Genomic DNA, 23,477 nt, shown 5'->3' with positions numbered 1-23,477 from the left:
GATGGGGTGGGTGGTCCCCATTGGGGTGGGGATCAAACGCCCCGGCCCCGGTCGTCCGGGGCCGCCCGGGGGCCTCACCGGGTCAACCCCAGCCCGGTGAGGTCTCGCAGACCGCCCGTACCCCTCCATGTGGCGGCACGCCGTGCCAGGAATTCCGGCATCATGTGACAGGTATCACCGCTCGGGTGTGACCCGCGATTTAGGGGGCCCCCGCAAGCAGCGATAACCTGCGAGACGGACATGCCGCGCGCTCGGACACCGTGTGCGCCTCCCTTGTGACAAGCGGACGTCACGTTGCCCTTCGCGGCACGCCCACGCATCCAACGAACCGCGAGATCACTGATAGGGACGGAAGCGCGTGGACCTGTTCGAGTACCAGGCGAGGGACCTCTTCGCCAAGCACGATGTACCGGTGCTGGCCGGTGAAGTCATCGACACGCCTGAGGCGGCGCGCGAGATCACCGAGCGTCTGGGCGGCAAGTCCGTCGTCAAGGCGCAGGTGAAGGTCGGTGGTCGCGGCAAGGCCGGTGGCGTCAAGCTGGCCGCCTCCGCGGACGAGGCCGTCGCCCGCGCGACGGACATCCTCGGCATGGACATCAAGGGCCACACGGTCCACAAGGTCATGATCGCCGAGACCGCTCCGGAGATCGTCGAGGAGTACTACGTCTCCTTCCTCCTCGACCGTGCCAACCGCACCTTCCTCTCCATCGCCTCCGTCGAGGGTGGCATGGAGATCGAGGAGGTGGCGGCCACCCGTCCGGAGGCCGTCGCCAAGACGCCGATCGACGCGATCGACGGTGTGGACGAGGCCAAGGCCCGCGAGATCGTCGAGGCCGCCAAGTTCCCGGCCGAGGTCGCGGACAAGGTCGTCAACGTCCTGGTCAAGCTGTGGGACACCTTCATCAAGTCGGACGCCCTCCTGGTCGAGGTCAACCCGCTCGCGAAGGTCGCCTCCGGTGACGTCCTCGCCCTCGACGGCAAGGTGTCGCTGGACGACAACGCCGAGTTCCGTCACGACTGGGACGAGCTGCACGACAAGGCTGCGGCCAACCCGCTCGAGGCCGCCGCCAAGGAGAAGGGCCTCAACTACGTCAAGCTCGACGGCGAGGTCGGCATCATCGGCAACGGCGCCGGTCTCGTCATGAGCACCCTGGACGTCGTCGCGTACGCCGGCGAGAAGCACGGCAACGTCAAGCCCGCCAACTTCCTGGACATCGGCGGTGGCGCCTCCGCCCAGGTCATGGCGAACGGCCTGGAGATCATCCTGGGCGACCCGGACGTCAAGTCCGTGTTCGTGAACGTCTTCGGTGGCATCACCGCCTGTGACGAGGTCGCCAACGGCATCGTCCAGGCCCTGAAGCTCCTCGAGGACCGCGGTGAGAAGGTCGAGAAGCCGCTCGTCGTCCGCCTCGACGGCAACAACGCCGAGCTGGGCCGGAAGATCCTCACCGACGCCAACCACCCGCTGGTGCAGCGCGTCGACACCATGGACGGCGCGGCCGACAAGGCCGCCGAACTGGCCCACGCCGCCAAGTAAGCACTCAGGACGAGGACACAACACACCATGGCTATCTGGCTCAACAAGGACAGCAAGGTCATCGTCCAGGGCATGACCGGTGCCACCGGCATGAAGCACACCAAGCTCATGCTCGGTGACGGCACCAACGTCGTGGGCGGCGTGAACCCGCGCAAGGCGGGTCAGACCGTGGACTTCGACGGCACCGAGGTACCGGTCTTCGGCACCGTCAAGGAGGCCATCGAGGCCACCGGCGCCAACGTCTCCGTCATCTTCGTGCCGGAGAAGTTCACCAAGGACGCGGTCGTCGAGGCCATCGACGCCGAGATCCCGCTGGCCGTCGTGATCACCGAGGGCATCGCCGTGCACGACACGGCCGCCTTCTGGTCGTACGCCGGCAAGAAGGGCAACAAGACCCGCATCATCGGCCCGAACTGCCCCGGCATCATCACCCCGGGCCAGTCGAACGTCGGCATCATCCCGGGCGACATCACCAAGCCGGGCCGCATCGGCCTGGTCTCGAAGTCCGGCACGCTGACGTACCAGATGATGTACGAGCTGCGGGACATCGGCTTCTCGACGGCCGTCGGCATCGGTGGCGACCCGATCATCGGCACCACGCACATCGACGCGCTCGCCGCGTTCCAGGACGACCCCGAGACCGACCTCATCGTGATGATCGGTGAGATCGGTGGCGACGCCGAGGAGCGGGCGGCCGCGTTCATCAAGGAGAACGTGACCAAGCCGGTCGTCGGTTACGTCGCGGGCTTCACCGCGCCCGAGGGCAAGACCATGGGCCACGCCGGCGCCATCGTCTCCGGCTCCTCCGGCACCGCCCAGGCCAAGAAGGAGGCCCTCGAGGCCGCCGGCGTCAAGGTCGGCAAGACCCCGACCGAGACGGCGAAGCTGGCCCGGGAGATCCTGAGCGCCTGAGCGTTTCCGACGCCGGTCGACTGAACGCCGGTAGGCCCGTCCCGTTCGCAGGGACGGGCCTACCGGCGTTTACGCCCGCCACGCTCGGCGGCGCCGCAGCGGTGGCGCGACGCAGCTGACGGCACTGCCGCTCCCCAGGGGCGCGGGGCTGTGTCGATATGCGGCTGAGCCGCGTGGGCGCGACCAGCCACAAGGGACCAGCGGTCGGCACTCGGTCCCACGCCGGGACCAGCGGTCGGCACTCGGTCCCACGCCGGGGCCAGCCGTCGGCACTGGGTCCCACGCCCCACGGCGGGCCTCCGGACGTTCACCGCGGATCCGGCGCCAGCCTCTCGGGCCCCTTGGCGGCGGCACCCCGCAGCTTCGCCCGCAGCGCCTGCTCCTCCCAGGACAGCGGGCCCATCACCCCGGGCGGCGGAACCCCTTGTACCGCCTGGGCCGGGGCCACCGGCGCCTCGTACCGCGTCGGCGCCGTCCGCAGCGTGAGCGTCGTCGCGCCGATGATCGTCACGGTGAAGGCGATGGCCGCGCGGGTCCAGAAGACGTTCCGGCGTTCGCAGCCGACACGAACCGTGGGCGGCCGGGCCGCGCACAGCCGCTCGGTCGAGGCCAGTTCGAGCAGCCGGCGATGGAGCTCGGCGGGATCGGCCAGTTCCGGCAGCCGCGCGGCCAGCGCCTGGCGGGCGTGGGTCAGCCGGCTGGCCGCCGCCGGTGTGCTCGCCTCCGTCTCCGCCGCCGTCTCCGGCAGGTCGAGACCCACACCGTCGTACAGGACGAGCGTGCGCCGGTACGACGGCGGCAGCCCGAGCAGCGCGTGCAGCAGCGCCCGGTCGGCGGGGTCGGCGGGCGGGGGTTCCGGGGACCGGTGGCGGGGGCGGAAACGGTGCCAGGGGGAGAGCGCGCAGTCGTACGCCACCGCCCGCACCCAGCCGCCCGGGTCCCGGTCCAGGGCCACTTCGGGCCAGCGCTGCCAGGCCAGCTGGAAGGCCTGCTCCACGGCCTCGCGGGCCAGCTCCCGGCGCCCGGTCAGCAGATATGTCTGGCGGACGAGGGCGGGGGCGCAGAAGGCGTACAGCGCGTCGAACGCCTGAGCGGGCGTCAGCGGCTGCGGGCAGCCCTGCCCGGTGCCCGAGCCCGTCTGCTCGGAGGTCTTCTGATCCGCCGTCAGCGAGCGCGGCCGGCGCAGGCGTCGGCGTTCGTTCGGCGGTGGCAGCTGGTTCTGCGTCGTCACCGTACGCCCTTCCGTGCGAAAAAGAACATAAACATATATTGAGCGACACTACGGGAGTTCGCCCGTTACGACGGGAAAGCGCGTGTCGTTGGGAGCATGGCGTGCGTGATCCGGATGACCGCTCGCCGCCCGCCGTTGTCGCCTCTGCTCCCCTGGCTGCGTGACAGCTCGCCAGGGCTGACCGCGAGCCTGCTGGGCGGGGCCGTCGCGGCCGGACTCGGGCTCGGTTCGATCGCCGTGCTGGTGATGATGCTGTGGGTCAGCTCGCCCTACCCGGACAGCGGCCCGGCCGGGGCGCTGCACGTCGCCGCCGCCCTGTGGCTGCTGGCGCACGGCGTCGAACTGGTCCGCACCGACACGCTCTCCGGCGCTCCCATGCCCGTCGGTATCACTCCGCTGCTGCTGCTCGCCCTGCCGCTGTGGCTGGTGTACCGGGCGGCGCGGGACGCCACCGACGCCTCCGCCGAACCGGACGGCCCGCCACCGGTGCCGGCGCGGACCGCGTGGACGGGCGTGGTCCTCGGCTACCTGGGTGTCGGCACCGCCGCGGCGCTGTACTGCTCGGGCGGCGAACTGCGCCCACAGTGGAGCTGGGTGACGGTGTGTCTGCCGCTCGTCGTGGCGGTCGCGGCCGGCGCGGGGGTGGCGTCGGCGTACGACCGCCGGCGCGACGGGCACCTTCCTGCCGGGGCGGAGCCGAGAGCCGGGGGGCTTCTGCGGAGCGTGCTGGTGGTGCTGCCGGGGCCGGTGCGGCGGCTGGGGTTCGGCACGGACGCGCGGGGACGGCTGGGCGCGGCCGTACGGGCCGCCGGTGCCGCGACGGTGGTGCTCTTCGGGGGCGGGGCGCTGCTGGTCGGGGTGTCCCTGGTGTGGCACGGCGGGCCGGCGCGGGCGTCCTTCCTCCAGCTGACGGAGGGTTGGACGGGTCGGTTCGCCGTACTGCTGCTCGGTGTCGCGCTCGTCCCCAACGCGGCGGTGTGGGCAGCCTCCTACGCACTCGGCCCCGGCTTCTCCCTCGGCACCGGACATCTGGTCCACCCGCTCGCCTCCGACCCCGCCCCGCTGCTGCCGCCGTTCCCGCTGCTGGCCGCGGTGCCGGATCCGGGCGCCGGTACGCCGCAGAACTGGGCGGCCGGGCTGGTGCCCGCGGTGGCCGGGATGACGGCCGGGTGGTTCGTGGCGCGGGCGGCCGTGCGGCGGCCGGAGGCCGGGGGACGGTCAACGGCCCGCTGGTCGGCCGGCCGGACCGCCGGGGTGGTCCTGCTGACGGCGACGGTCTGCGCCGGGGCCCTCGCCCTGCTCGCCGCGCTGGCGGGCGGCCCCCTGGGCGTCGCCGCCCTGGCCCGCCTCGGCCCGCTGTGGTGGCAGACCGGGGGAGCGGCCGGGGCCTGGACGCTGGTCTTCGCGCTGCCGGTGGCGCTGAGCGCACGGGCCTGGCGCCTGCGCGGCCGGCGCGGGGAACCCGGCGCGATCCTGGCGCAGGGAGCGCAGGGAGCGCAGGGAGCGCAGGGAGCGCAGGGAGCGCAGGGAGCGCAGGCCGCGGCCTCGTCGGACACGCCGAAGAAGGGCACGGCGGTGACGGATGCGGGGAAGCGGGCCGCGGCTGTGATGGATGCGGCGAAGCGGGCCGCGGCCCGGACGGATGACGGGCAGGCGAGGAGCGCGGGCGAGGCGAGCGACGCGGTGCAGGCCAGGAACGAGGGGGAGGCGAGGGACGTGGGGGAGGCGAGGGACGCGGGGGAGGCGGCGGATCCGGAATCGGGCGCTACCGGCGGGGTGCCGGCCCCGGGCGATGGCGGGGACGCCGCAGCCGCAGGGACGGGCGCAGGCGCAGGCACGAGCGCGGGCAGGGACACAGTCGGCGGAGTCGCGGCCACGGGCAGGCTCTGGAACAGAGCCAAGGGACCGGCCCGGCCCAAGGGCACCGACAAGGGCCCGGCGCCCGCTCGAACGGAAGCCGCCGAGGAGGACCTGTACGACTTCGTGCCGGCCGCCGACCCGTTCCCGACCGCGTTCAGCGAGCCCCTCCCAGGGGACTGGCACGACGATGTCGCCCGTGCCTCCCGCTGGGCGGCACTGAAGGAGGCCGCCGCGGCCCGGGACGCGGCCGGCAGCGCCCCCTGGTCACCCCCGGAGTCCGACCCCGGCTCCCACCCGGAGTCCCCCGAGTGAGAGCGTCAGCTGTTCTGCGTACCCAGTACGCCCCGCAGCTCGCGCGGCAACAGGGTCTCGCAGGACTGCTTGGCCTCGTGGGTGAGGGCGTCGTTCACGCAGGTGTAGTAGTCGCGGTAGACCAGCTGGACCGTGAAGGTCGAGGCCACCAGGACCAGGGCCAGGGACGCCGTCACCAGGCCGCTGACGGCCGCCGTCGTCTGGGGCGGCCGGCCGGTGGGCGCCGCCGGGGCGCCCGGCTCCGGGCGGCGCGGCTTGGCGCGCAGCGCGCTGCTGCCCCAGTACAGGGCCAGCGCGCCCAGCAGCAGGGCCACGTACGGCCAGCTGAACAGGGCGAAGAAGACCGCCCATATGCCGGAGAGCAAGGCGTACCGCGCGCGGCGCTGGGCCGGGTCCGTCGGGTCCCAGCGCATGTCCGGACCGGCCGGCCCGCCGGGGCCCTGCGGGCCGCCACCGGGCCGCTCACCGAAGCCGTCGGGGGAGCGGCCGGGCTGACGGTCACTCCACTGATTACCCCAGGGCGAACCATCGCCGGGCCCTTGACCGTGCCCCGGCCCCTGACCCGCGCCCGGACCGGGACCCTGCCCCTGTCCCTGCCACGGACCCTGTCCCTGTCCCTGTCCCTGCCACGGTCCCTGTCCCTGTCCCTGCCACGGACCATGACCCATTCCCGGCCCCGGACCGTGCGCCTGCCCAGGACCAGGCCCATGTCCCTGCCCGGGACCCGGACCGTACCCGGGCCCGGTCGCTCCTCCGGGGTGGCGAGGCTGCCACGGCCGGTCCGGAGTCCCCTCCGGCGGCGGCGCGAACGGATTGTCGTCCTGTCGCTCCCCGCCGTGCCCGGAACCGCCCTGCCCCGAGTCACCCCGCCCGAAGCCGCCGTGCCCCGGGTCACCCGGCCCGGAGCCGTAGCCGGACCCGCCCTGCCCCGAGCCGCCCGGGCCGCCGCGCGGGGTCTGGGCCGGCGGTGACGTCGGCTGCTCGCGCAGCAGTGCGGCGCCACGCTCGCCTCCCTGGGCCGGGCGCGGCGGGAACGTGAGGAGTCGCAGGCTGCGATCGGGCATCAAAAGAGCGTCTTCCCCTAGGTGACTACGGCAGTCGACGTGAGCTTCCACCCCGTGAACGCACCGCACGACGACCGCGTTCCCGAGGCTGCTCTTCGTGATTCCTTGCGAACGCTACCTTCCGGCCGGCCACCCGTCCCGGGGGCCCCGTCCGAAGTGCCGGTATCGTTGCTGGCGGTCGGCCGCTTCGTAGACTTCCCCGTATCCGGGAGTGCGAAGCATTCGTACGACTGTACAAACCGCCCGGCCGGTCGACGGCCGTGCACGGATCGCAACCCGAGAAAGGGCCCCATCGTGGCCGCCACCACCCCTGGCCCCGCGGTCAAGCGCCTCGTCGTGCTGGTCTCCGGATCCGGCACCAATCTCCAGGCGCTCCTGGACGAGATCGAGCGAACCGGAGCCGAGTCGTACGGCGCGCGGATCGTCGCCGTCGGGGCCGACCGCACCGGTATCGAGGGGCTCGCCCGCGCCGAGCGGGCCGGGCTGCCCACCTTCGTGTGCAAGGTGAAGGACTTCGGTACGCGGGAGGAGTGGGACGCCGCCCTCGCCGAGGCCGTGGCCGCGTACGAGCCCGACCTCGTCGTCTCCGCCGGGTTCATGAAGATCGTCGGCAAGGAGTTCCTTGCGCGGTTCGGCGGGCGGTTCGTCAACACCCACCCGGCCCTGCTGCCCAGTTTTCCGGGGGCCCACGGGGTCCGTGACGCGCTCGCGTACGGCGCCAAGGTCACCGGCTGCACCGTCCACTTCGTCGACGACGGCGTCGACACCGGGCCGATCATCGCCCAGGGCGTGGTCGAGATCCGGGACGAGGACGACGAGAGCGCGCTGCACGAGCGCATCAAGGAAGTCGAGCGAAGGCTGCTCGTCGAGGTCGTGGGGCGGCTCGCCCGCAACGGCTATCGCATTGAGGGACGAAAGGTAGTTATCCAGTGACCGCCGAGAGCAACAAGCGGGCCATCCGTCGCGCGCTCGTCAGCGTCTACGACAAGACCGGCCTGGAGGAGCTGGCCCGCGGGCTGCACGAGGCCGGTGTGGAGCTGGTCTCCACCGGGTCCACGGCCGGCCGGATCGCCGCCGCCGGTGTCCCCGTCACGAAGGTCGAGGAGCTGACCGGCTTCCCCGAGTGCCTGGACGGCCGGGTCAAGACCCTGCACCCGAAGGTGCACGCGGGCATCCTCGCCGACCTGCGCCTGGAGGACCACCAGCGGCAGCTCGCCGAGCTGGGCGTGGAGCCGTTCGACCTGGTCGTCGTCAACCTCTACCCGTTCCGCGAGACCGTCGCCTCCGGTGCCTCGCCCGACGAGTGCGTGGAGCAGATCGACATCGGCGGTCCGTCGATGGTCCGCGCCGCCGCCAAGAACCACCCGTCGGTGGCCGTGGTGACCAGCCCGCAGCGGTACGCCGACGTCCTCGCCGCGGCGCAGACCGGCGGCTTCGACCTCGCCGCCCGCAAGCGCCTGGCCGCGGAGGCCTTCCGGCACACGGCGGAGTACGACATCGCCGTCGCGTCGTGGTTCGCCTCCGCCTACGCGCCCGCCGACGACTCGTCGTTCCCCGACTTCCTCGGCACCACCCTGGAGCGCGCGCACACCCTGCGCTACGGCGAGAACCCGCACCAGCCCGCCGCCCTCTACACCTCCGGCGAGGGCGGGCTCGCGGCGGCCGAGCAGCTGCACGGCAAGGAGATGTCGTACAACAACTACACGGACACGGACGCCGCCCGCCGTGCCGCGTACGACCACGCCGAGCCCTGTGTCGCGATCATCAAGCACGCCAACCCCTGCGGCATCGCGGTCGGTGCGGACGTCGCCGAGGCGCACCGCAAGGCCCACGCCTGCGACCCGGTCTCCGCGTACGGCGGCGTGATCGCCGTCAACCGGCCGGTCAGCAAGGAGATGGCCGAGCAGGTCGCGGAGATCTTCACCGAGGTCATCGTGGCGCCGGACTACGAGGAGGGCGCGCTTGAGGCCCTCACCAAGAAGAAGAACATCCGCGTGCTGCGCTGCCCCGACGCCCCGGCCCACCCGGTCGAGGTCAAGCCGATCGACGGCGGTGCCCTGCTCCAGGTCGCCGACCGGCTCCAGGCCGAGGGCGACGACCCGGCCAACTGGACGCTGGCCAGCGGCGAGGCGCTCTCCGCCGCGGAGCTGAAGGAGCTGGCCTTCGCCTGGAAGGCGTGCCGTGCGGTGAAGTCCAACGCGATCCTGCTCGCCAAGGACGGCGCCTCGGTCGGCGTCGGCATGGGCCAGGTCAACCGCGTCGACTCGTGCAAGCTGGCCGTCGAGCGGGCCGGCGAGGAGCGGGCCCGCGGTTCCTACGCGGCCTCCGACGCCTTCTTCCCCTTCCCCGACGGCCCGCAGATCCTCATCGACGCCGGTGTCCGGGCGATCGTCCAGCCGGGCGGCTCGATCCGTGACGAGCAGGTCGTGGAGGCCGCCAAGAAGGCGGGCGTGACCATGTACTTCACGGGCACGCGCCACTTCTTCCACTGAGCCGCAGCCGCTGCCGTGCCGGGACGCGCCCGGCACGGCAGCGGCTTGATGGGCCCCAGGCGCGCGCAGGGAGACCGGCCGCCCGCCCGGGCGGCCCGGTTGCGGTTGGCGTTGTTCAGCGCTCGGACGACGCGGATCAGGCCGCGGAGGATCCGCCGCGCCCGGAGGCATGCCTCAGCACTTGTAGTGCTTGATGTCGTTGAAGAAGCCGGTGTACGTGATCGACAGTTCCACGCACCGCTTGTGGTCTGCGGCGTATCGCCACACGCGCTGGATCCTCTTGATGATCGCGCCGCTGATCCCGGCGCAGCCGACAGCGGCCACCGGGTTGATGAGCAGACCGCACAGGGCCACCGCGGAGTCAGCGTATTGCACCTTGTTATTGAGGCGCTTGACCTCGTTCTTGTTGAACTTGATGTAGATGTTCCAGCCGTAGCTGACCGTTGGGTCGGCCACTACGGGGAAGGCCGTGCTCTCGGTGGTCGTCACCGTCTGAACGATCGAACGGCCCTCGATCCGGTAGGCGGTCGGAACCGCCTTCCCGTTGGCGTCCTTCGCCCAGGGCGCGTCTATGGAACCCAGCACCGTCGCGCCCTGGGTTCCCTCCTTGGTGATCAGGTATCCGCCCTGGCCGTCCGGGATCAGCTCGGTGCCGGAAGGGAGTTCGAGGTCGAAGCGGTACTCGCCCGGAGCGGTGCTGTCCTTGAGTGCGACGAGGGCGCGTGCTCCGCCGTCCGCGATCGGTTGTACCGCGATGTCGGTCGATCGGGCCGCGTTCGCGTAGACAACGGTGCCTACACCGGCCTTGACGCCGGTGACTTTCTGGGTCTCGGGCAGGTGGAGACGGAGAGAAGTGCCGTCGGCTGCGGTGGACTCCACGTAACCGCTGGAATCAGTGGGCGCGGTGACCGTCACAGTGCTCGACTTGGAGCTGGTGACGGCGCGGGCTGCGCTTTCCGGGGCGGCAGTCGACTGAGCCAGGTCGCTGGTACCGGTGGCTCGTTCCACCACCGAGGCGGCGGCCTGTGCAGTTGTGCTGCCATCCGTATCGGCAAGGGCGGGGGATGCAGCGGAGAGCATGGCGACCGCGGTGAGTACGGACGTACCAGCCAAGATGCCGGTGCGGACCTTGCGTCGCGACGAAGTATTCAAGTGTGAGACTCCCGATTTTGCAGGGGAGTGCGCGTATGGCGTACGGCCCCCTGTACTGCTCCACAGCCGTTGGTCATCGGCTGTGGGCCATCTCTTGGTCAATGTGATGGCGACGGGAGCTAATCATTGGCCAATCATGTGCGTCAAGTTACCTCTTCTTCGCTCCCAGTTACCATCGGTGGCTGTCTCTGGCGCCGGTCGATGGCATGAGCGACGCGTCGTCGCCGAGAAAGCGAACCGGGCTGTGCCCCTCTGCCAAGAGAGGGGCACAGCCCGGTGGTGCGCCTGTCGGTAGTTCTCAGTACCGCGGCCGGTTGAACCAGGCCGCGCCGGACGAGACGATCATCGCTGCCGCCATCACGCCGCCGAAGCCGATCCACATCAGGGCCCACACCAGACCAGCGCTGGAGCCGGCGTCGGCCGCGCTGATGAGGATCAGGACGCCGAAGAGAGCACCCAGGATGCCGTAGACCATGGTCGTGATGCGGATGCCCTGGCCCCCCTTGGAGAACTTCACGCCCAGCGTGATCGACAGCGCGGCGAGCCCGAGGAAGAGCAGCGCGACGACGAAGATGATGCCGGCGCCGTCATGCCCGATGTCGGCGAAGCCGTTACTGCCGAAGGTGTCCTCGCTCGCGTTGGACGCGTCGTTGAGCGTTGCGGCGCCGAACAGGGCGAAGATGCCGATGAGGATCTGCGCGGCTGCCACGATGTAGAGCAGGACCCGGGCGGTGGTCACCAGACCGGGCATCGTCTGCGGCATCGCGTTACCGCCCGGGTAACCGGGGTAGGCCGGCTGCTGCGGGTAGCCGTAGCCCTGCGGCGCCTGGGGCGGGTAGCCGGGCTGCTGGCCCTGCGGCGGGCCGTAGGGGTTGTTCGGGTCGCCAAAGCTCATGGCGGTTTTCCTCCGTTGCGTTGCTCAAGTGCGGGGACGACGCGCGGCACGGTTCGGAGGAGAGTTCTGTGATGCGGTCCGTCCCCCCGGCACTGCCCGCGGCACTGTGTGCTCATCGTTCTTTAACACGCTCTTACTTGTCCAGCTGGAAAGCGAGGTGTTGTGCAAGTGCAACATCATCGATCAAGCTGTGACACCCGGATTGGAACCGGGACCCGGTCATCCGGGAGGATGGGAGCATGACCGCCCAGATTCTCGATGGCAAGGCCACCGCAGCCGCGATCAAGTCCGATCTGACCGCCCGCGTGGCGGCGCTGAAGGAGAGGGGCGTCACGCCCGGCCTCGGCACGATCCTCGTCGGGGACGACCCCGGCAGCCAGAAGTACGTCGCCGGCAAGCACCGCGACTGCGCCCAGGTGGGCATCGCCTCCATCCAGCGGGAACTGCCGGCCACGGCCACCCAGGAGGAGATCGAGGCGGTCGTCCGCGAGCTGAACGAGGACCCGGCCTGCACCGGCTACATCGTCCAGCTGCCGCTGCCCAAGGGCATCGACGAGAACCGCATCCTGGAGCTGATGGACCCGGCCAAGGACGCCGACGGCCTGCACCCGATGAACCTCGGCCGCCTGGTGCTGAACGAGCCGGCCCCGCTGCCCTGCACGCCCAACGGCATCATCAGCCTCCTGCGGGCCCACGGCGTGGAGATCAAGGGCGCCGAGGTCGTGGTCGTCGGCCGCGGCGTCACCATCGGCCGCCCGATGCCGCTGCTGCTCACCCGGCGCAGCGAGAACGCCACCGTCACCCAGTGCCACACCGGCACCCGCGACCTGTCCGCGCACCTGAAGCGGGCCGACATCATCGTCGCGGCGGCCGGCTTCCCGCACCTGATCCGCGCCGAGGACGTCAAGCCGGGCGCGGCGGTCCTGGACGTCGGCGTCTCCCGCAACGCGGAGGGCAAGATCGTCGGTGACGTCCACCCGGACGTGACCGAGGTGGCCGGCTGGATCTCCCCGAACCCCGGCGGTGTCGGTCCGATGACCCGGGCGCAGCTGCTGGTCAACGTGGTCGAGGCGGCGGAGCGCAGTGCCGGCTGAGAACACGCGCGGCGGTGAGCCGAGCGTGCGTGACGCGATCAGCGCCCCCGACGCCGAGGGGCGTCCGCGCCGTACCACCCGCCGCTTCCCGCTGTTCACGAGGGACACCGCACGGCCCGAGGGCGGCGGCCGGGCCGCGCCCGGCGGCGCCCCGGCGCCCGCCCGGCAGTGGCCCATGCTCGTCGTGCTGTCGGGGGTCGCGCTCGGCCTGCTGCTGACGGCGCTGGACGTGTTCCGCGTCGGCACCCTGCTGGTCGGCGCCGCCCTGCTGGCCGGCGCGGTCCTGCGCTGGATTCTGCCGAGCGTCGGCATGCTCGCCGTCCGCTCCCGCTTCACGGACATCGCCACCTACGGCATCCTCGGACTCGCGATCGTCCTGCTGGCGATGATGGTGCAGCCCGACCCGTGGCTGCGGATCCCGTTCCTGAAGGACATCCTGCACTTCACGCTCGCCAAGTAGCGAAGCCGCTACGGCAGGTGGCCCGCGCCTCCCCCGGGGACGCGGGCCACCGCCGTCTCCCCCGTCCCCGACGCTACGGCCGCCCGCCGCGCGCCGCCTCCGTCCCCGGGCTGAACCGCCGTACCGTCTCGGGCGGTAGCCACCCGGGGTCTGCAACTTCCGCGGTACCGCGTCTGGTTGACTCGGGGGCCGGGGCGTGCGGGCTACCCTGCGGCGATGCGACCGAGGACCCTCCGCCCGCTCGTCGTGGACACCCTGATCGCGGTGGCCATGGTCGTGGTGGCCGTTCTGCTCGGACGGGAGTCCCGGTCGCAGGGATGGCCGGAACTCGACGCCCGCGCCTACGTCCTCGTCGCGCTCGCCCACCTCCCGGTCGCCCTGCGCGGTCGCCGCCCGCTCACCGTCTTCGCCGTCGTCCAGGCCGCCGCCGTCGCCTACATCTCCCTCGGCTACTGGCCGGTGGTGTCCACCTTCGGCTCCATGCTCGCCCTGTACACCGTGGCCTCCGTCCGTCCGGTGCGCACCGCCCTGGCCTGCGCCGCCGCCATGACCGCGGTCTGGGTGTACGCCGGTGTGGTCAGCCACAGCCCGTCCATGGCGTCCGTGCTCGGCCAGGCGCTGCTGTACTGCTCGGTGCTGGTCTGGTTCGGCCACCTGGCCCGCCGTACCGCCGAACTCACCCGGCGGCTGCGCGCCGAACAGGCCGAGCGGGCCCGGCGCGCGGTCGCCGAGGAACGCGGCCGGATCGCCCGCGAACTGCACGACGTCGTCGCCCACCACATGTCGGTGATCTCCGTGCAGGCCGGCCTCGCCCGGTTCGTCTTCGACTCCGCCCCCGGCACGGCGCGCGGCGCGCTCGGCACCATCGCCGACACCAGCGGCGAGGCCCTGGAGGAGCTGCGCCGCATGCTCCAGGTGCTGCGCGAGCAGGACCCGGAGGCCCCCGAAGGCGCCCTGCCCACCCTGGCCCGGCTCGGCGAACTCTGCGACCGGGTCCGGGCCGGCGGCCTGCCCGTGGACCTCGCCGTCGAGGGCACCGCCCGCCCGCTGCCGCCCGGCGTCGAACTGTGCGCCTACCGCGTCGTCCAGGAGGCCCTCACCAACGCCCTCAAACACGCCGGCCCGGCACGCGCGCGCGTGGAACTCCGCTACGGCGTCCACGAGCTGACCGTCCGCGTCGCCGACGACGGCGAGGGGGCGGATCCGGCCAGAGTGCCGACGGGCAGTGGACACGGCTTGATTGGCATGCGTGAGCGGGCCAAGCTCTACGGCGGGACGATCGCAGTCGGCCCACGCTCCGAGGGCGGCTACGAGGTCCGGCTGACCCTGCCCACCTCGGCCGCCGAGCGCAGCCGGAGGGACGCGCCGGAGGCGGAGCGGTAGCGGGAGCGCACGGCGGGGGGACGACCGTACGGTGACCAGAGTGCTCGTCGTGGACGACCAGTTCCTCATCCGCGCCGGACTCGTGGGCCTGCTCGACGCCGCGCCCGGCTTCGAGGTGGTGGGCGAGGCCGCGGACGGCGAGGAGGCCGTGCGGCTCGCCGTCGAGACCCGTCCCGACGTCGTCCTCATGGACATCCGGATGCCCGGCGTCAACGGCATCGAGGCCACCGAACGGATCCTCGCCCAGGCCGCCGAACGCCCGCCCCGGATCCTGGTGCTGACCACCTTCGACCTGGACGAGTACGTGTACGGGGCGCTGCGTGCCGGCGCTTCCGGGTTCCTGCTGAAGGACTCCGGACCCGAGCGGCTGCTCGCGGCGGTCACCGCCGTCGACGGCGGCGACGCGCTCTTCGCGCCCAGCGTCACCCGGCGCCTGGTGGAGGCGTTCGCCCGGCAACAGGCGCCCGCCGCCGGCACCGCGGCCCCGCCCGACCTCGGCGTGCTCACCTCCCGCGAGACGGAGGTCCTCAAGCTCACCGCCCGCGGCCTGTCCAACCTGGAGATCGCCGACCGCCTCTTCATCAGCGAGGCCACCGTCAAGACCCACCTCAACCGCACGATGACCAAGCTCGATCTGGGCAGCCGGGCGCAGGCGGTGGTGCTGGCGTACGAGACCGGCCTGGTGACCCCGGGCGGCTGACCCCCCGGCGGCGGCAGTGCCGCCCCGCGCGTGTGCACCCGCCTTGCGGAACTGGGATCCTTGGTCAGCGCATCCCTGTGGGTGGCCGGCCAGGACGGGTACCGGACCACGGGGGCGGACCGGGGGGACCGCGCGCGAGAACGTCAGCACGACCGGGGGGAAGAGGGGGAGCGATGCCTCGTTGGAAAGCCTTGCCGGAGGATCTGGACCCGCAGATCAAGGAGTTCACCGGCCGGCTGCGACGGCTCGTGGACCAGAGCGGCCTGAGCATCGCGCAACTGGCCGACCGCACGGGCTGGAGCAAGACGTCCTGGGAGCGGTACCTGGGCGGCCGGCTCCTCGCCCCCAAGGGCGCGGTCATCGCGCTGGCCGAGGTCACCGGCACCCATCCCGTCCACCTGACCACCCTGTGGGAGCTGGCCGAACGAGCCTGGAGCCGCTCGGAGATGCGGCACGACACCACCATGGAGGCCCTGCGCATCGCACAGGCGCGTGCCGCGCTCGGGGACGTCGGGGCGACGACGGAAGAGGACGCGGGACCGGCCGCCCGCAAGGGCGGCGGTGGCGCCGCGGTGCCGGGGGTCGCCGGTCCCGCCGGAGTCTCGCCGACCGTCCCCGCCCAGCCGGCCGGCCCGGACACCGAGGCGCGCGACGGCGCCGCGGGCGGCTCGGCGGACGGAGGCGAAGCCCCGGTCGTCAAGAACTCCTGGGGACTGGCCGGTTACCGGGGCCCGTCCCAGGCGAGCGCCCGCCCGAACAGCCGCCCCCCGACCCGCCCGGCCGGCCCCACCGGCGCCCCGGGTGTCTCCACCCGCGCCCCGGGCGGCTCTACCGGCGTCGCGGGTGTCTCCACCCGCGCCCCGGGCGGCTCTACCGGCGTCGCGGGTGTCTCCACCCGCGCCCCGGGCGGCTCTACCGGCGTCGCGGGTGTCTCCACCCGCACCCCGGCCGGCCCCTCCGGCGCCCCGGGACCGGACACCCCCACCCCTCTCGACGGCCAGACCGCGGCCGCGCCGCCGACGCCACCGGGTCAGTGGTCCGCGCGCCGCCAGCAGGTGACGATGTTCTTCGCGGGCCTGGTCGGCGTGCTCGTGCTCATCGCCGGCGCCTTCTTCCTCACCCATCGCGACGGCGACGGCCACACGAAGGAGGGTGCCGCCAAGTCGCCCTCCCCGGCGGCCCGTACCCGGACGAGCCCGCCCCCCGGCGTCAAGTGCGCCGGCTCCGCCTGCACCGGCAAGGACGCCGAGGCCATGGGGTGCGGCGGCGACCTGGTGACCACCGCCAAGACCGCCACCATCGGCACCACCACCCTGGAGGTCCGCTACAACAAGGCGTGCGGCGCGGCCTGGGGCCGGATCACCAGCGGTGCGCCGGGCGACACCGTGCGGCTCTCCGTGGGCAAGACCCGGCAGACGGGTGACATCACGGCGGCCGGGGACACGATCGGGTACACCCCGATGGTCGCCGTACGCACCCCGGCCGAGGCCAGGGCCTGCGCCACGCTCGCCTCGGGCCTGACGGGCTGCACGGAATGACGGACGGATCGCGCGGCACGCAGGAACCCGCAGGAACACGCAGGAACAGGTAGGAAACGGCAGGCCGGAGCGGGCCGGAAAAAATTAGGAGGGGGAAATTCCAAGACGCGGCGCATAGCGGGCCGGATCCTGGGCACGCGAACGGTTACCCCCACGGGAGTCCGGTACGCCGGTACCCCCCACCGGCGGCCGCCGTCCACTCCTCTCCCGGACGGACGGCCGCCTTTTGGTATCCGTACCGCCCCTCCGTCCGCCGCCGTCACCGGCGATACGTCCCTGCTGATCCCCTTGTGGGGTGAGCCACACGGCCCCGGACGTCTCGCATGCCGGATGCGCGATAGCCTGACCGCTGGATCTCTCTTGACGCCAAGAGATCGATCATCCGCCCGGGGCAGGGAGCCCCACCGCCAGCTGTCATACGGAGAACGCCATGACCCGCACTCCCGTGAACGTCACCGTCACCGGCGCGGCCGGCCAGATCGGTTACGCCCTGCTCTTCCGCATCGCCTCCGGCCAGCTGCTCGGCGCGGACGTGCCGGTCAAGCTTCGCCTGCTGGAGATCACCCCGGCGCTCAAGGCCGCCGAGGGCACGGCCATGGAGCTGGACGACTGCGCCTTCCCGCTGCTCCAGGGCATCGAGATCACCGACGACCCGAACGTCGCCTTCGACGGCGCCAACGTAGCCCTGCTGGTGGGCGCCCGTCCGCGAACCAAGGGCATGGAGCGCGGTGACCTGCTGGAGGCCAACGGCGGCATCTTCAAGCCGCAGGGCAAGGCCATCAACGACCACGCCGCGGACGACATCAAGGTGCTCGTCGTCGGCAACCCGGCCAACACCAACGCGCTCATCGCGCAGGCCGCCGCGCCGGACGTCCCGGCCGAGCGCTTCACCGCGATGACCCGCCTGGACCACAACCGCGCGCTGACCCAGCTGGCGAAGAAGACGGGCTCCACGGTCGCCGACATCAAGCGCCTGACCATCTGGGGCAACCACTCCGCCACCCAGTACCCGGACATCTTCCACGCCACGGTCGCCGGCAAGAACGCCGCCGAGGTCGTGAACGACGAGAAGTGGCTGGCCGAGGACTTCATCCCGACCGTCGCCAAGCGTGGTGCCGCGATCATCGAGGCCCGTGGCGCGTCCTCCGCCGCCTCCGCCGCCAACGCCGCCATCGACCACGTCCACACCTGGGTCAACGGCACCGCCGAGGGCGACTGGACCTCCATGGGCATCCCGTCGGACGGCTCCTACGGCGTCCCGGAGGGCCTGATCTCCTCCTTCCCGGTCACCTGCAGGGACGGCAAGTACGAGATCGTCCAGGGCCTGGACATCAACGAGTTCTCCCGCGCCCGCATCGACGCCTCCGTCAACGAGCTCGCGGAGGAGCGCGAGGCGGTCCGCGGCCTCGGCCTCATCTGACCTGACGTGGTGTGACCCCGCCGGCCGGTGCGCTATAGTTGATCACGCACCGGCCGCCGGAAACCCGGCACCAGGTGATGCGTTGGTGGTCCAAGGAAAGACGCCCCGCTTCCTGCGGGGAGATGCAGGTGCAAGGCCTGCCCGGCGCTCCAGACACGAGATCCCCTCCCGCTGCTGCGGGAGGGGATCTCGTCGTATGGGCGCTGCCCGGCCGGAGCCGGGGGCCGCCTCACCCTTCTCGCCTGAGCACCTCGACCCCGGCCCGGTCCGTCTCCTCCGCGCGGCCGCCCAGCCGGTGGACCACCACCCACCGGCCGTCGTCCAACGCCCCGGCGAACGCGGACGCGTGCCCGGTGGCGCCGTTGTGCCAGCGCAGCGGCCCCGCCGCCTGCCAGCTCACGGCCGGTTCGCCCAACCGCCGTTCCACCAGCAGCCGTACGACGAGATCGGCGACGGCACGCGGTGTCGCCCACAGTCCGCCCGCCGGCAGGATCGCCCCGTCCATCGTCCACGGCCTGCGCCGCGTGCCGGGCAGCAGCCCCGGTGCCGTCAGCCGCCGTTCGGCGGGCGGACGGGCCGTCACCTCGGTGATGTCCAGCGGGCGCAGGACGTACCTGTCCAGCAGTTCCTCGTAGTCGGCCCCGCCCGCCGCGGCCAGGGCCGCGCCGAGAAGGGCATACCCCAGGTTGGAGTACTCCTCCTCCCCCGGCGGGCGTACGGCGAGGGTGTCCAGGCCCCGCACCAGCCGCAGCAACTCCGCCCGGTCGAAGGCCGCGTACGGGTCCCGGCGCCCGACGCGGGGCGGCAGCCGGGGGAGCCCCGAGGTGTGCCGCGCCAGGTCGAGCAGGGTGACGCCCGTGCCGGGCGGCGCCGGGAGCCACCGTTCGACGGGGTCGTCGAGGCCGACCACGCCCGCTTCCGCGAGCCGGGCGAGCAGCGTGCCGGTGAGCGCCTTCGTGAGGGACCCGATCTCGACGTAACGGTCCACCGCGTGTCCGTCGCTGACCCGGGGCGGGCCCGCGTCGCTCAGGACACAGGTCGGGATACGGCGCACGGTGGGGTCCTTTCTCGAATCGGTGTCCGCATTCTGTGCTGCAGGCCGGGACCCGCCGACAGGTTCAGGCCACCGGTTCGTTGACCGCCGGCGCCTGCGAATGCGCCCGGGAGGCGCGGCCGGAGCCCCGGAAACCTGCCACGACCACGGCCGTTGCCACCAGCACCGTCGCTCCCACCACGCGCAGGGCCGGCCCCATCCCGCTCGCGAAGTCGGCGTGGCCGGCCAGGGCCGTGCCGGCGACGGCGACACCGAGGGCCGCGCCGACCTCGCGGGCCGAGGTGCCGAGCCCGGAGCCGAGCCCCGCCTGGTGCGGTGGGAGGGAGACGACGACCCCCAGGGTGAGGGCCGGCATGGCCAGTCCGGTGCCCGCCGAGATGACCAGCAGCCAGCAGGCGTACAGCGGGTAGGGCGTGTGGGCGTCCGCCGTGGAGGCGGCCAGCAGGCCCAGGCCGATCAGCGCGAGTCCGGTGCCGACGACCGGGCGCGGATGCGCCGACCAGCGGGCCGCGAACCTCGGGACCAGGGCCATGCCGACGATCAGCGGCACGATCGCGACCCCGGTCAGCCCCGGCCCGAAGCCCCTGACCTCTTGGAGGTACTGGGAATTGACGAAGAACAGCGCGAACAGGCCGAAGAATCCGGTGGCCAGGCCCAGCGTGGTGGCGCGCAGCCCGGCGGAGCGGAAGACGCGCGGGTCGAACAGCGGGGCGTCGGAGCGCAGGGCGTGGGCGGTGAAGGCCGCCACCAGCAGGGCGCCCGTCCCGAAGGCGGTCAGGATGCGCGTCGAGGTCCAGCCGTGGTCGGGGCCCTCGATGATGCCGAAGAGCACGGCGACCAGACCCGCGGTGAGGAGCACGGTGCCGGCCGGGTCGGGGCTGCTCGGCGCGGAGCGGGCCGTGCGCGGGGTGGTCAGCGCCACCGCGACGGCGAGGACGCCTGCCAGGGGGACCATCACGGCGAACAGCGCCCGCCAGGACAGGTACTGGCCGACCAGGCCGCCGCCCAGGTTGCCCGCCATACCGCCCAGGCCGATGGCCAGCGTCCAGGACGCCATCGCCTGGGCGCGGCGCTCGGGGCCGGCCAGCTGCACCAGGATCGACATCGTCGCCGGGGTGATCAGCGCGGCCCCCGCGCCGGACAGGCCGCGGCCCGCGATCAGCAGCGCCGGCTCGGACGCGAGGGCGCTGGTCGCGGCGCCCGCGGCGAACACGGCCAGGCCGGTGAGCAGGGCGCCCTTGCGGCCGTACCGGTCGCCGAGCGCGCCGGCCGGGATCAGCAGTCCCGCGAAGACGATGACGTAGGCGTCCACCGTCCACAGGATCTGGGTGTGCGAGGGGTGCAGTGCGGACGAACCGAGTTGGGGGATCAGCAGGTTGATTGCGGCGACCATGCTCTGCGCGACGAGGACGCAGGCGCACAGGGACAGCAGGGTCGAGCGTTTCAGGGCGTGCGCGGGCACGGCTCCTCCCGGGAGCAGGTGGGTGGTGTGGGATGCGCTCTCACCGTAGGCTCGGCACTGACCTGTACTCCAGTGCAACCTTCGCAAGGGATGCCTGCGCATGACGCAATCCACGGGCCTGGACCTGAATCTGCTGGTCGCACTGGACGTGCTGCTGGAGGAGGAGAGCGTGCAGGGCGCCGCCCGCCGGCTGCACCTGTCCGAGCCCGCGATGAGCCGCACCCTCGGCCGGATCCGCCGGGCGCTCGGTGATCCGGTGCTGGTCCGCGCCGGCCGGCGGATGGTGCCGACGCCGCACGCGCTCGCCGTGCGCGCCGAGGTCGGCGCGGTGGTGGAGCGGGCCCGGGCGCTGTTCGCCCTGGGCCGGGACACCGACGTGCGCACGGTGACCCGTACCTTCACGATCCTCGGCCACGACACGATCGCCGCCGCTCATGGCGCGGCCCTCTTCGCCCGCGCCGCCCGCGAGGCCCCCGGCATCCGGCTGCGCTTTCTGAACGAGAGCCACGTGGACGCGCCGCTGCTGCGCCAGGGCACCGCCGACCTGGAGGTCGGGGTGATCGACTCGGTCGCCCCCGAGGTGCATGTGGAGACGGTCCATCAGGACCGCATGCTCGGTGTCGTACGGGCCGGGCACCCGCTGCTCGACGGCGAGCTGACGCCCGAGCGGTTCGCCCGGGCGGCCGGGCACCTCATCGTCTCCCGGCGCGGCAGGCAGCGCGGGCCGATCGACGACGCCCTCGCCGGGCTCGGCCTGGAGCGCCGGGTGGTGGGCGGCGTCGGCACCTATCCGGCCTCGCTGTTCGTGCTGCGCGAGACCGACCTGATCGGGCTGATCAGCCAGTGGAGCCGGCCGCTGGCCGACACCCTCGGCCTGGTCACCTTCGAGATCCCGCTGGATCTCCCCGCGGTGGAGATCGGACTCGCCTGGCATCCGCGCCACGACGCCGACCCGGCACACGCCTGGCTGCGCGGCTGCGTACGGGAGCTGATGGCCGAGGGGCCGGGTACCGCCTAGCCCCCCTCTCCCGGTCCGGCTTCCTCCGCACCGGCGCGCCCCAGCTCGACCAGCTCGGCGCTTGCCGCCGCACAGAAGCGCGGTCTTCCGGCCGCCACGCCACCTTTCCACATCCTGCCGCAGCCAACCTTTGCCCCTTTTTGGCCGTGCTTCGACCGTATTTTCAGTGACGCGGGCCACTTTCGGCCACCGATTGCGCATGTGATGGGGAGGCCCGGGGCAGGCGGCCACGGTCTCTGAGCGGGTCACCCAGGTGACACAGGGGCACGAAACAGGAACGGAAGGCAACACCGATCATGGCGGACAGAACGGAACGACAGGCCCGGGCGACCATCCACGCGGGTGGCGAGTGGCTGACGGCGATCTCCGGCGCGACCCGGGAGATTCTCGACCCGGCGGACGCCCGGCCGTTCGCCGTGGTCGCAGAGGGTGACGAGAAGGACGCCGAGCGCGCCGTGGCCGCCGCCCGGCGGGCCTTCGACCACGGCCTCTGGCCGCACACCCCGGTCGCCGAGCGCGCCGCGCTGCTGCGCCGCGTCGCCGGCCTCCTCGTACGCGACCGCGAGGAGCTCGGCCTGCTGGAGAGCCGGGACGCGGGCAAGACCGTCGAGGAGGGCCGCGTCGACATCGACTGTGTCGCCGACGCCTTCCGTTACTTCGCCGACCTGGTGGCCGCCGAGGCCCCGGGCCGGGTGGTGGACGCCGGCTCGCCCGACATCCACAGCGTGGTCGTGCACGAGCCGGTCGGCGTCTGCGCGCTGATCACCCCCTGGAACTACCCGCTCCTCCAGGCCAGCTGGAAGATCGCCCCGGCGCTCGCCGCGGGCAACACCTTCGTGATCAAGCCCAGCGAGATCACGCCGCTGACGACCGTCGCGCTGATCGAGCTGCTGACCGAGGCCGGCCTCCCGGAGGGCGTCGCCAACATCGTCACCGGCCCCGGCCACACCGTCGGCGCCCGGCTCGCCGAGCACCCCGACGTCGACCTGGTCTCCTTCACCGGCGGCCTGGTCAGCGGCACCAAGGTCGCCCAGGCCGCCGCGCCCACCGTCAAGAAGGTCGCCCTCGAACTCGGCGGCAAGAACCCCAACGTCGTCTTCGCCGACGCCTGCGCCACCGAGGAGGGCTTCGACACCGCCGTCGACCAGGCCCTCAACGCGGCCTTCATCCACAGCGGCCAGGTCTGTTCCGCCGGCGCCCGGCTCATCGTCGAGGAGTCCGTCCGCGAGCGCTTCGTCGCCGAACTCGCCCGCCGGGCACAGAAGATCAGGCTCGGCCGCGGCACGGCGGACGGCGTCGAGTGCGGTCCGCTCGTCTCGGAGCAGCAGCGCGCCAAGGTCGAGGCGTACGTCGCCGCCGCACTCGGGGAGGGCGCGGTGCTGCGCTGCGGCGGCAAGCGGCCGGAACCGTCCGCGGACCGCCCCGAGTCCGGCTACTTCTACGAGCCGACCGTGCTCGACGCCTGCCACCGCGAGATGAGGGTCGTCCGCGAGGAGGTCTTCGGCCCGGTCCTCACCGTCGAGACCTTCCGGACCGAGGAGGAGGCTGTCCTCCTCGCCAACGACACCGAGTACGGCCTCGCGGGCGCCGTATGGAGCGCGGACACCGCCAGGGCCCGCCGGGTCGCGGCCCGCCTGCGCCACGGCACCGTCTGGATCAACGACTTCCACCCCTATCTGCCGCAGGCGGAGTGGGGCGGCTTCGGCAAGAGCGGCACCGGCCGCGAGCTGGGGCCCGCCGGACTCGCCGAGTACCGCGAGACCAAGCACGTCTACGAGAACCTCGCGCCCAAGCCGGTGCGCTGGTTCGCCGGCTGACCCCTCGCTGCCGCGGACCACCGCACCCCCGGGCCCGGGAGCAGGGCCCCACATCCCCGCTCCCGGTCCCCGCTCG

The 23,477-nt window shown here is 72.6% G+C and carries 19 protein-coding genes; 13 read left to right on the top strand and 6 right to left on the bottom strand.

Going from position 1 to position 23,477, the window contains the following annotated elements; all coding sequences use genetic code 11:
• Window positions 1-358 precede the first annotated feature (358 nt).
• Both sucC and sucD read left to right on the top strand, forming a co-directional pair.
• A complete protein-coding gene (sucC, locus tag ACZ7DL_RS02290) occupies window positions 359-1,537 on the top strand; it encodes an ADP-forming succinate--CoA ligase subunit beta (protein WP_470770751.1) in 1,179 nt (392 codons plus the stop codon).
• Window positions 1,538-1,564: 27 nt separating this feature from the next.
• Window positions 1,565-2,449 (top strand): succinate--CoA ligase subunit alpha, encoded by an 885-nt coding sequence (gene sucD / locus ACZ7DL_RS02285; protein ID WP_470770749.1) that lies wholly within the window; start codon window positions 1,565-1,567, stop codon window positions 2,447-2,449.
• Between the two features lie 307 nt (window positions 2,450-2,756).
• Here the strand turns inward: sucD and ACZ7DL_RS02280 are convergent, their stop codons facing one another.
• A complete protein-coding gene (locus tag ACZ7DL_RS02280; RefSeq protein ID WP_470770748.1) occupies window positions 2,757-3,680 on the bottom strand; it encodes an RNA polymerase sigma factor in 924 nt (307 codons plus the stop codon).
• 96 nt (window positions 3,681-3,776) lie between these two features.
• Between ACZ7DL_RS02280 and ACZ7DL_RS02275 the strand changes: the two genes are divergently transcribed.
• Complete coding sequence (locus tag ACZ7DL_RS02275; RefSeq protein ID WP_470770746.1) at window positions 3,777-5,852, top strand: cell division protein PerM; 2,076 nt, start codon at window positions 3,777-3,779, stop codon at window positions 5,850-5,852.
• Window positions 5,853-5,857: 5 nt separating this feature from the next.
• Here the strand turns inward: ACZ7DL_RS02275 and ACZ7DL_RS02270 are convergent, their stop codons facing one another.
• Complete coding sequence (locus ACZ7DL_RS02270; RefSeq protein ID WP_470770744.1) at window positions 5,858-6,916, bottom strand: hypothetical protein; 1,059 nt, start codon at window positions 6,914-6,916, stop codon at window positions 5,858-5,860.
• A gap of 294 nt (window positions 6,917-7,210) precedes the next feature.
• Here ACZ7DL_RS02270 and purN point away from each other — a divergent pair, with 294 nt between their 5' ends.
• Together purN and purH are read left to right on the top strand one after the other, a co-directional pair.
• Entirely contained in the window at window positions 7,211-7,849 is a 639-nt protein-coding gene (gene purN, locus ACZ7DL_RS02265) for a phosphoribosylglycinamide formyltransferase (protein ID WP_470770742.1), read from the top strand.
• Complete coding sequence (gene purH / locus ACZ7DL_RS02260) at window positions 7,846-9,408, top strand: bifunctional phosphoribosylaminoimidazolecarboxamide formyltransferase/IMP cyclohydrolase (protein ID WP_470770741.1); 1,563 nt, start codon at window positions 7,846-7,848, stop codon at window positions 9,406-9,408. Before purN ends, purH begins: the two co-directional genes overlap by 4 nt.
• Before the next feature lie 174 nt (window positions 9,409-9,582).
• Here purH and ACZ7DL_RS02255 read toward each other — a convergent pair whose 3' ends face one another.
• Both ACZ7DL_RS02255 and ACZ7DL_RS02250 read right to left on the bottom strand, forming a co-directional pair.
• Window positions 9,583-10,560 (bottom strand): hypothetical protein, encoded by a 978-nt coding sequence (locus tag ACZ7DL_RS02255; protein ID WP_470770739.1) that lies wholly within the window; start codon window positions 10,558-10,560, stop codon window positions 9,583-9,585.
• 298 nt (window positions 10,561-10,858) lie between these two features.
• On the bottom strand, window positions 10,859-11,455 hold the full coding sequence (locus ACZ7DL_RS02250; RefSeq protein ID WP_470770737.1) for a hypothetical protein: 597 nt from the start codon (window positions 11,453-11,455) through the stop codon (window positions 10,859-10,861).
• A gap of 239 nt (window positions 11,456-11,694) precedes the next feature.
• Between ACZ7DL_RS02250 and ACZ7DL_RS02245 the strand changes: the two genes are divergently transcribed.
• From ACZ7DL_RS02245 to ACZ7DL_RS02220, 6 genes are all read left to right on the top strand, one after another.
• On the top strand, window positions 11,695-12,549 hold the full coding sequence (locus tag ACZ7DL_RS02245) for a bifunctional methylenetetrahydrofolate dehydrogenase/methenyltetrahydrofolate cyclohydrolase (protein ID WP_208033845.1): 855 nt from the start codon (window positions 11,695-11,697) through the stop codon (window positions 12,547-12,549).
• Window positions 12,539-13,009 carry a DUF3017 domain-containing protein gene (locus ACZ7DL_RS02240; protein ID WP_470770735.1) on the top strand — a complete coding sequence of 157 codons (471 nt, stop codon included), beginning with the start codon at window positions 12,539-12,541 and terminating at the stop codon, window positions 13,007-13,009. The genes ACZ7DL_RS02245 and ACZ7DL_RS02240 overlap by 11 nt, the downstream gene beginning before the upstream one ends.
• A 216-nt stretch (window positions 13,010-13,225) precedes the next feature.
• Window positions 13,226-14,392 (top strand): sensor histidine kinase, encoded by a 1,167-nt coding sequence (locus ACZ7DL_RS02235; RefSeq protein ID WP_470770734.1) that lies wholly within the window; start codon window positions 13,226-13,228, stop codon window positions 14,390-14,392.
• Between the two features lie 31 nt (window positions 14,393-14,423).
• Window positions 14,424-15,092 (top strand): response regulator, encoded by a 669-nt coding sequence (locus ACZ7DL_RS02230; protein ID WP_470770733.1) that lies wholly within the window; start codon window positions 14,424-14,426, stop codon window positions 15,090-15,092.
• Between the two features lie 173 nt (window positions 15,093-15,265).
• Window positions 15,266-16,630 (top strand): helix-turn-helix domain-containing protein, encoded by a 1,365-nt coding sequence (locus ACZ7DL_RS02225; protein WP_470770732.1) that lies wholly within the window; start codon window positions 15,266-15,268, stop codon window positions 16,628-16,630.
• A 430-nt stretch (window positions 16,631-17,060) separates the two neighbouring features.
• Window positions 17,061-18,050: a malate dehydrogenase gene (locus ACZ7DL_RS02220; RefSeq protein WP_470770731.1), complete on the top strand. Its 990-nt coding sequence runs from the start codon at window positions 17,061-17,063 to the stop codon at window positions 18,048-18,050.
• A 229-nt stretch (window positions 18,051-18,279) separates the two neighbouring features.
• On the opposite strand, the gene ACZ7DL_RS02215 is transcribed toward ACZ7DL_RS02220, so the two are convergent.
• Complete coding sequence (locus tag ACZ7DL_RS02215; protein ID WP_470770729.1) at window positions 18,280-19,104, bottom strand: serine hydrolase domain-containing protein; 825 nt, start codon at window positions 19,102-19,104, stop codon at window positions 18,280-18,282.
• Between the two features lie 64 nt (window positions 19,105-19,168).
• Window positions 19,169-20,566 (bottom strand): MFS transporter, encoded by a 1,398-nt coding sequence (locus ACZ7DL_RS02210; protein WP_470770727.1) that lies wholly within the window; start codon window positions 20,564-20,566, stop codon window positions 19,169-19,171.
• A 100-nt stretch (window positions 20,567-20,666) separates the two neighbouring features.
• Here ACZ7DL_RS02210 and ACZ7DL_RS02205 point away from each other — a divergent pair, with 100 nt between their 5' ends.
• The gene (locus ACZ7DL_RS02205; protein ID WP_470770725.1) at window positions 20,667-21,584 is read left to right on the top strand and encodes a LysR family transcriptional regulator; all 918 of its coding nucleotides are present in this window, start codon (window positions 20,667-20,669) and stop codon (window positions 21,582-21,584) included.
• Between the two features lie 296 nt (window positions 21,585-21,880).
• The gene (locus ACZ7DL_RS02200) at window positions 21,881-23,401 is read left to right on the top strand and encodes an aldehyde dehydrogenase family protein (protein ID WP_470770724.1); all 1,521 of its coding nucleotides are present in this window, start codon (window positions 21,881-21,883) and stop codon (window positions 23,399-23,401) included.
• The last annotated feature ends 76 nt before the right edge of the window (window positions 23,402-23,477 follow it).

The organism is Streptomyces sp. NPDC036984 (assembly GCF_055607665.1).
Note: the sequence above shows the minus strand (reverse complement) of the source record. Positions and strands in the feature narration are given on the sequence as shown.

Excerpts from the sequence above, each read along its gene's own strand:
- sucD (WP_470770749.1), top strand. The coding sequence starts at position 1,565 with ATGGCTATCTGGCTCAACAAGGACAGCAAGGTCATCGTCCAGGGCATG.
- ACZ7DL_RS02275 (WP_470770746.1), top strand. The coding sequence starts at position 3,777 with ATGGCGTGCGTGATCCGGATGACCGCTCGCCGCCCGCCGTTGTCGCCT.
- ACZ7DL_RS02270 (WP_470770744.1), bottom strand. The coding sequence starts at position 6,916 with ATGCCCGATCGCAGCCTGCGACTCCTCACGTTCCCGCCGCGCCCGGCC.
- ACZ7DL_RS02250 (WP_470770737.1), bottom strand. The coding sequence starts at position 11,455 with ATGAGCTTTGGCGACCCGAACAACCCCTACGGCCCGCCGCAGGGCCAG.
- ACZ7DL_RS02245 (WP_208033845.1), top strand. The coding sequence starts at position 11,695 with ATGACCGCCCAGATTCTCGATGGCAAGGCCACCGCAGCCGCGATCAAG.
- ACZ7DL_RS02235 (WP_470770734.1), top strand. The coding sequence starts at position 13,226 with ATGCGACCGAGGACCCTCCGCCCGCTCGTCGTGGACACCCTGATCGCG.
- ACZ7DL_RS02225 (WP_470770732.1), top strand. The coding sequence starts at position 15,266 with ATGCCTCGTTGGAAAGCCTTGCCGGAGGATCTGGACCCGCAGATCAAG.
- ACZ7DL_RS02220 (WP_470770731.1), top strand. The coding sequence starts at position 17,061 with ATGACCCGCACTCCCGTGAACGTCACCGTCACCGGCGCGGCCGGCCAG.
- ACZ7DL_RS02205 (WP_470770725.1), top strand. The coding sequence starts at position 20,667 with ATGACGCAATCCACGGGCCTGGACCTGAATCTGCTGGTCGCACTGGAC.
- ACZ7DL_RS02200 (WP_470770724.1), top strand. The coding sequence starts at position 21,881 with ATGGCGGACAGAACGGAACGACAGGCCCGGGCGACCATCCACGCGGGT.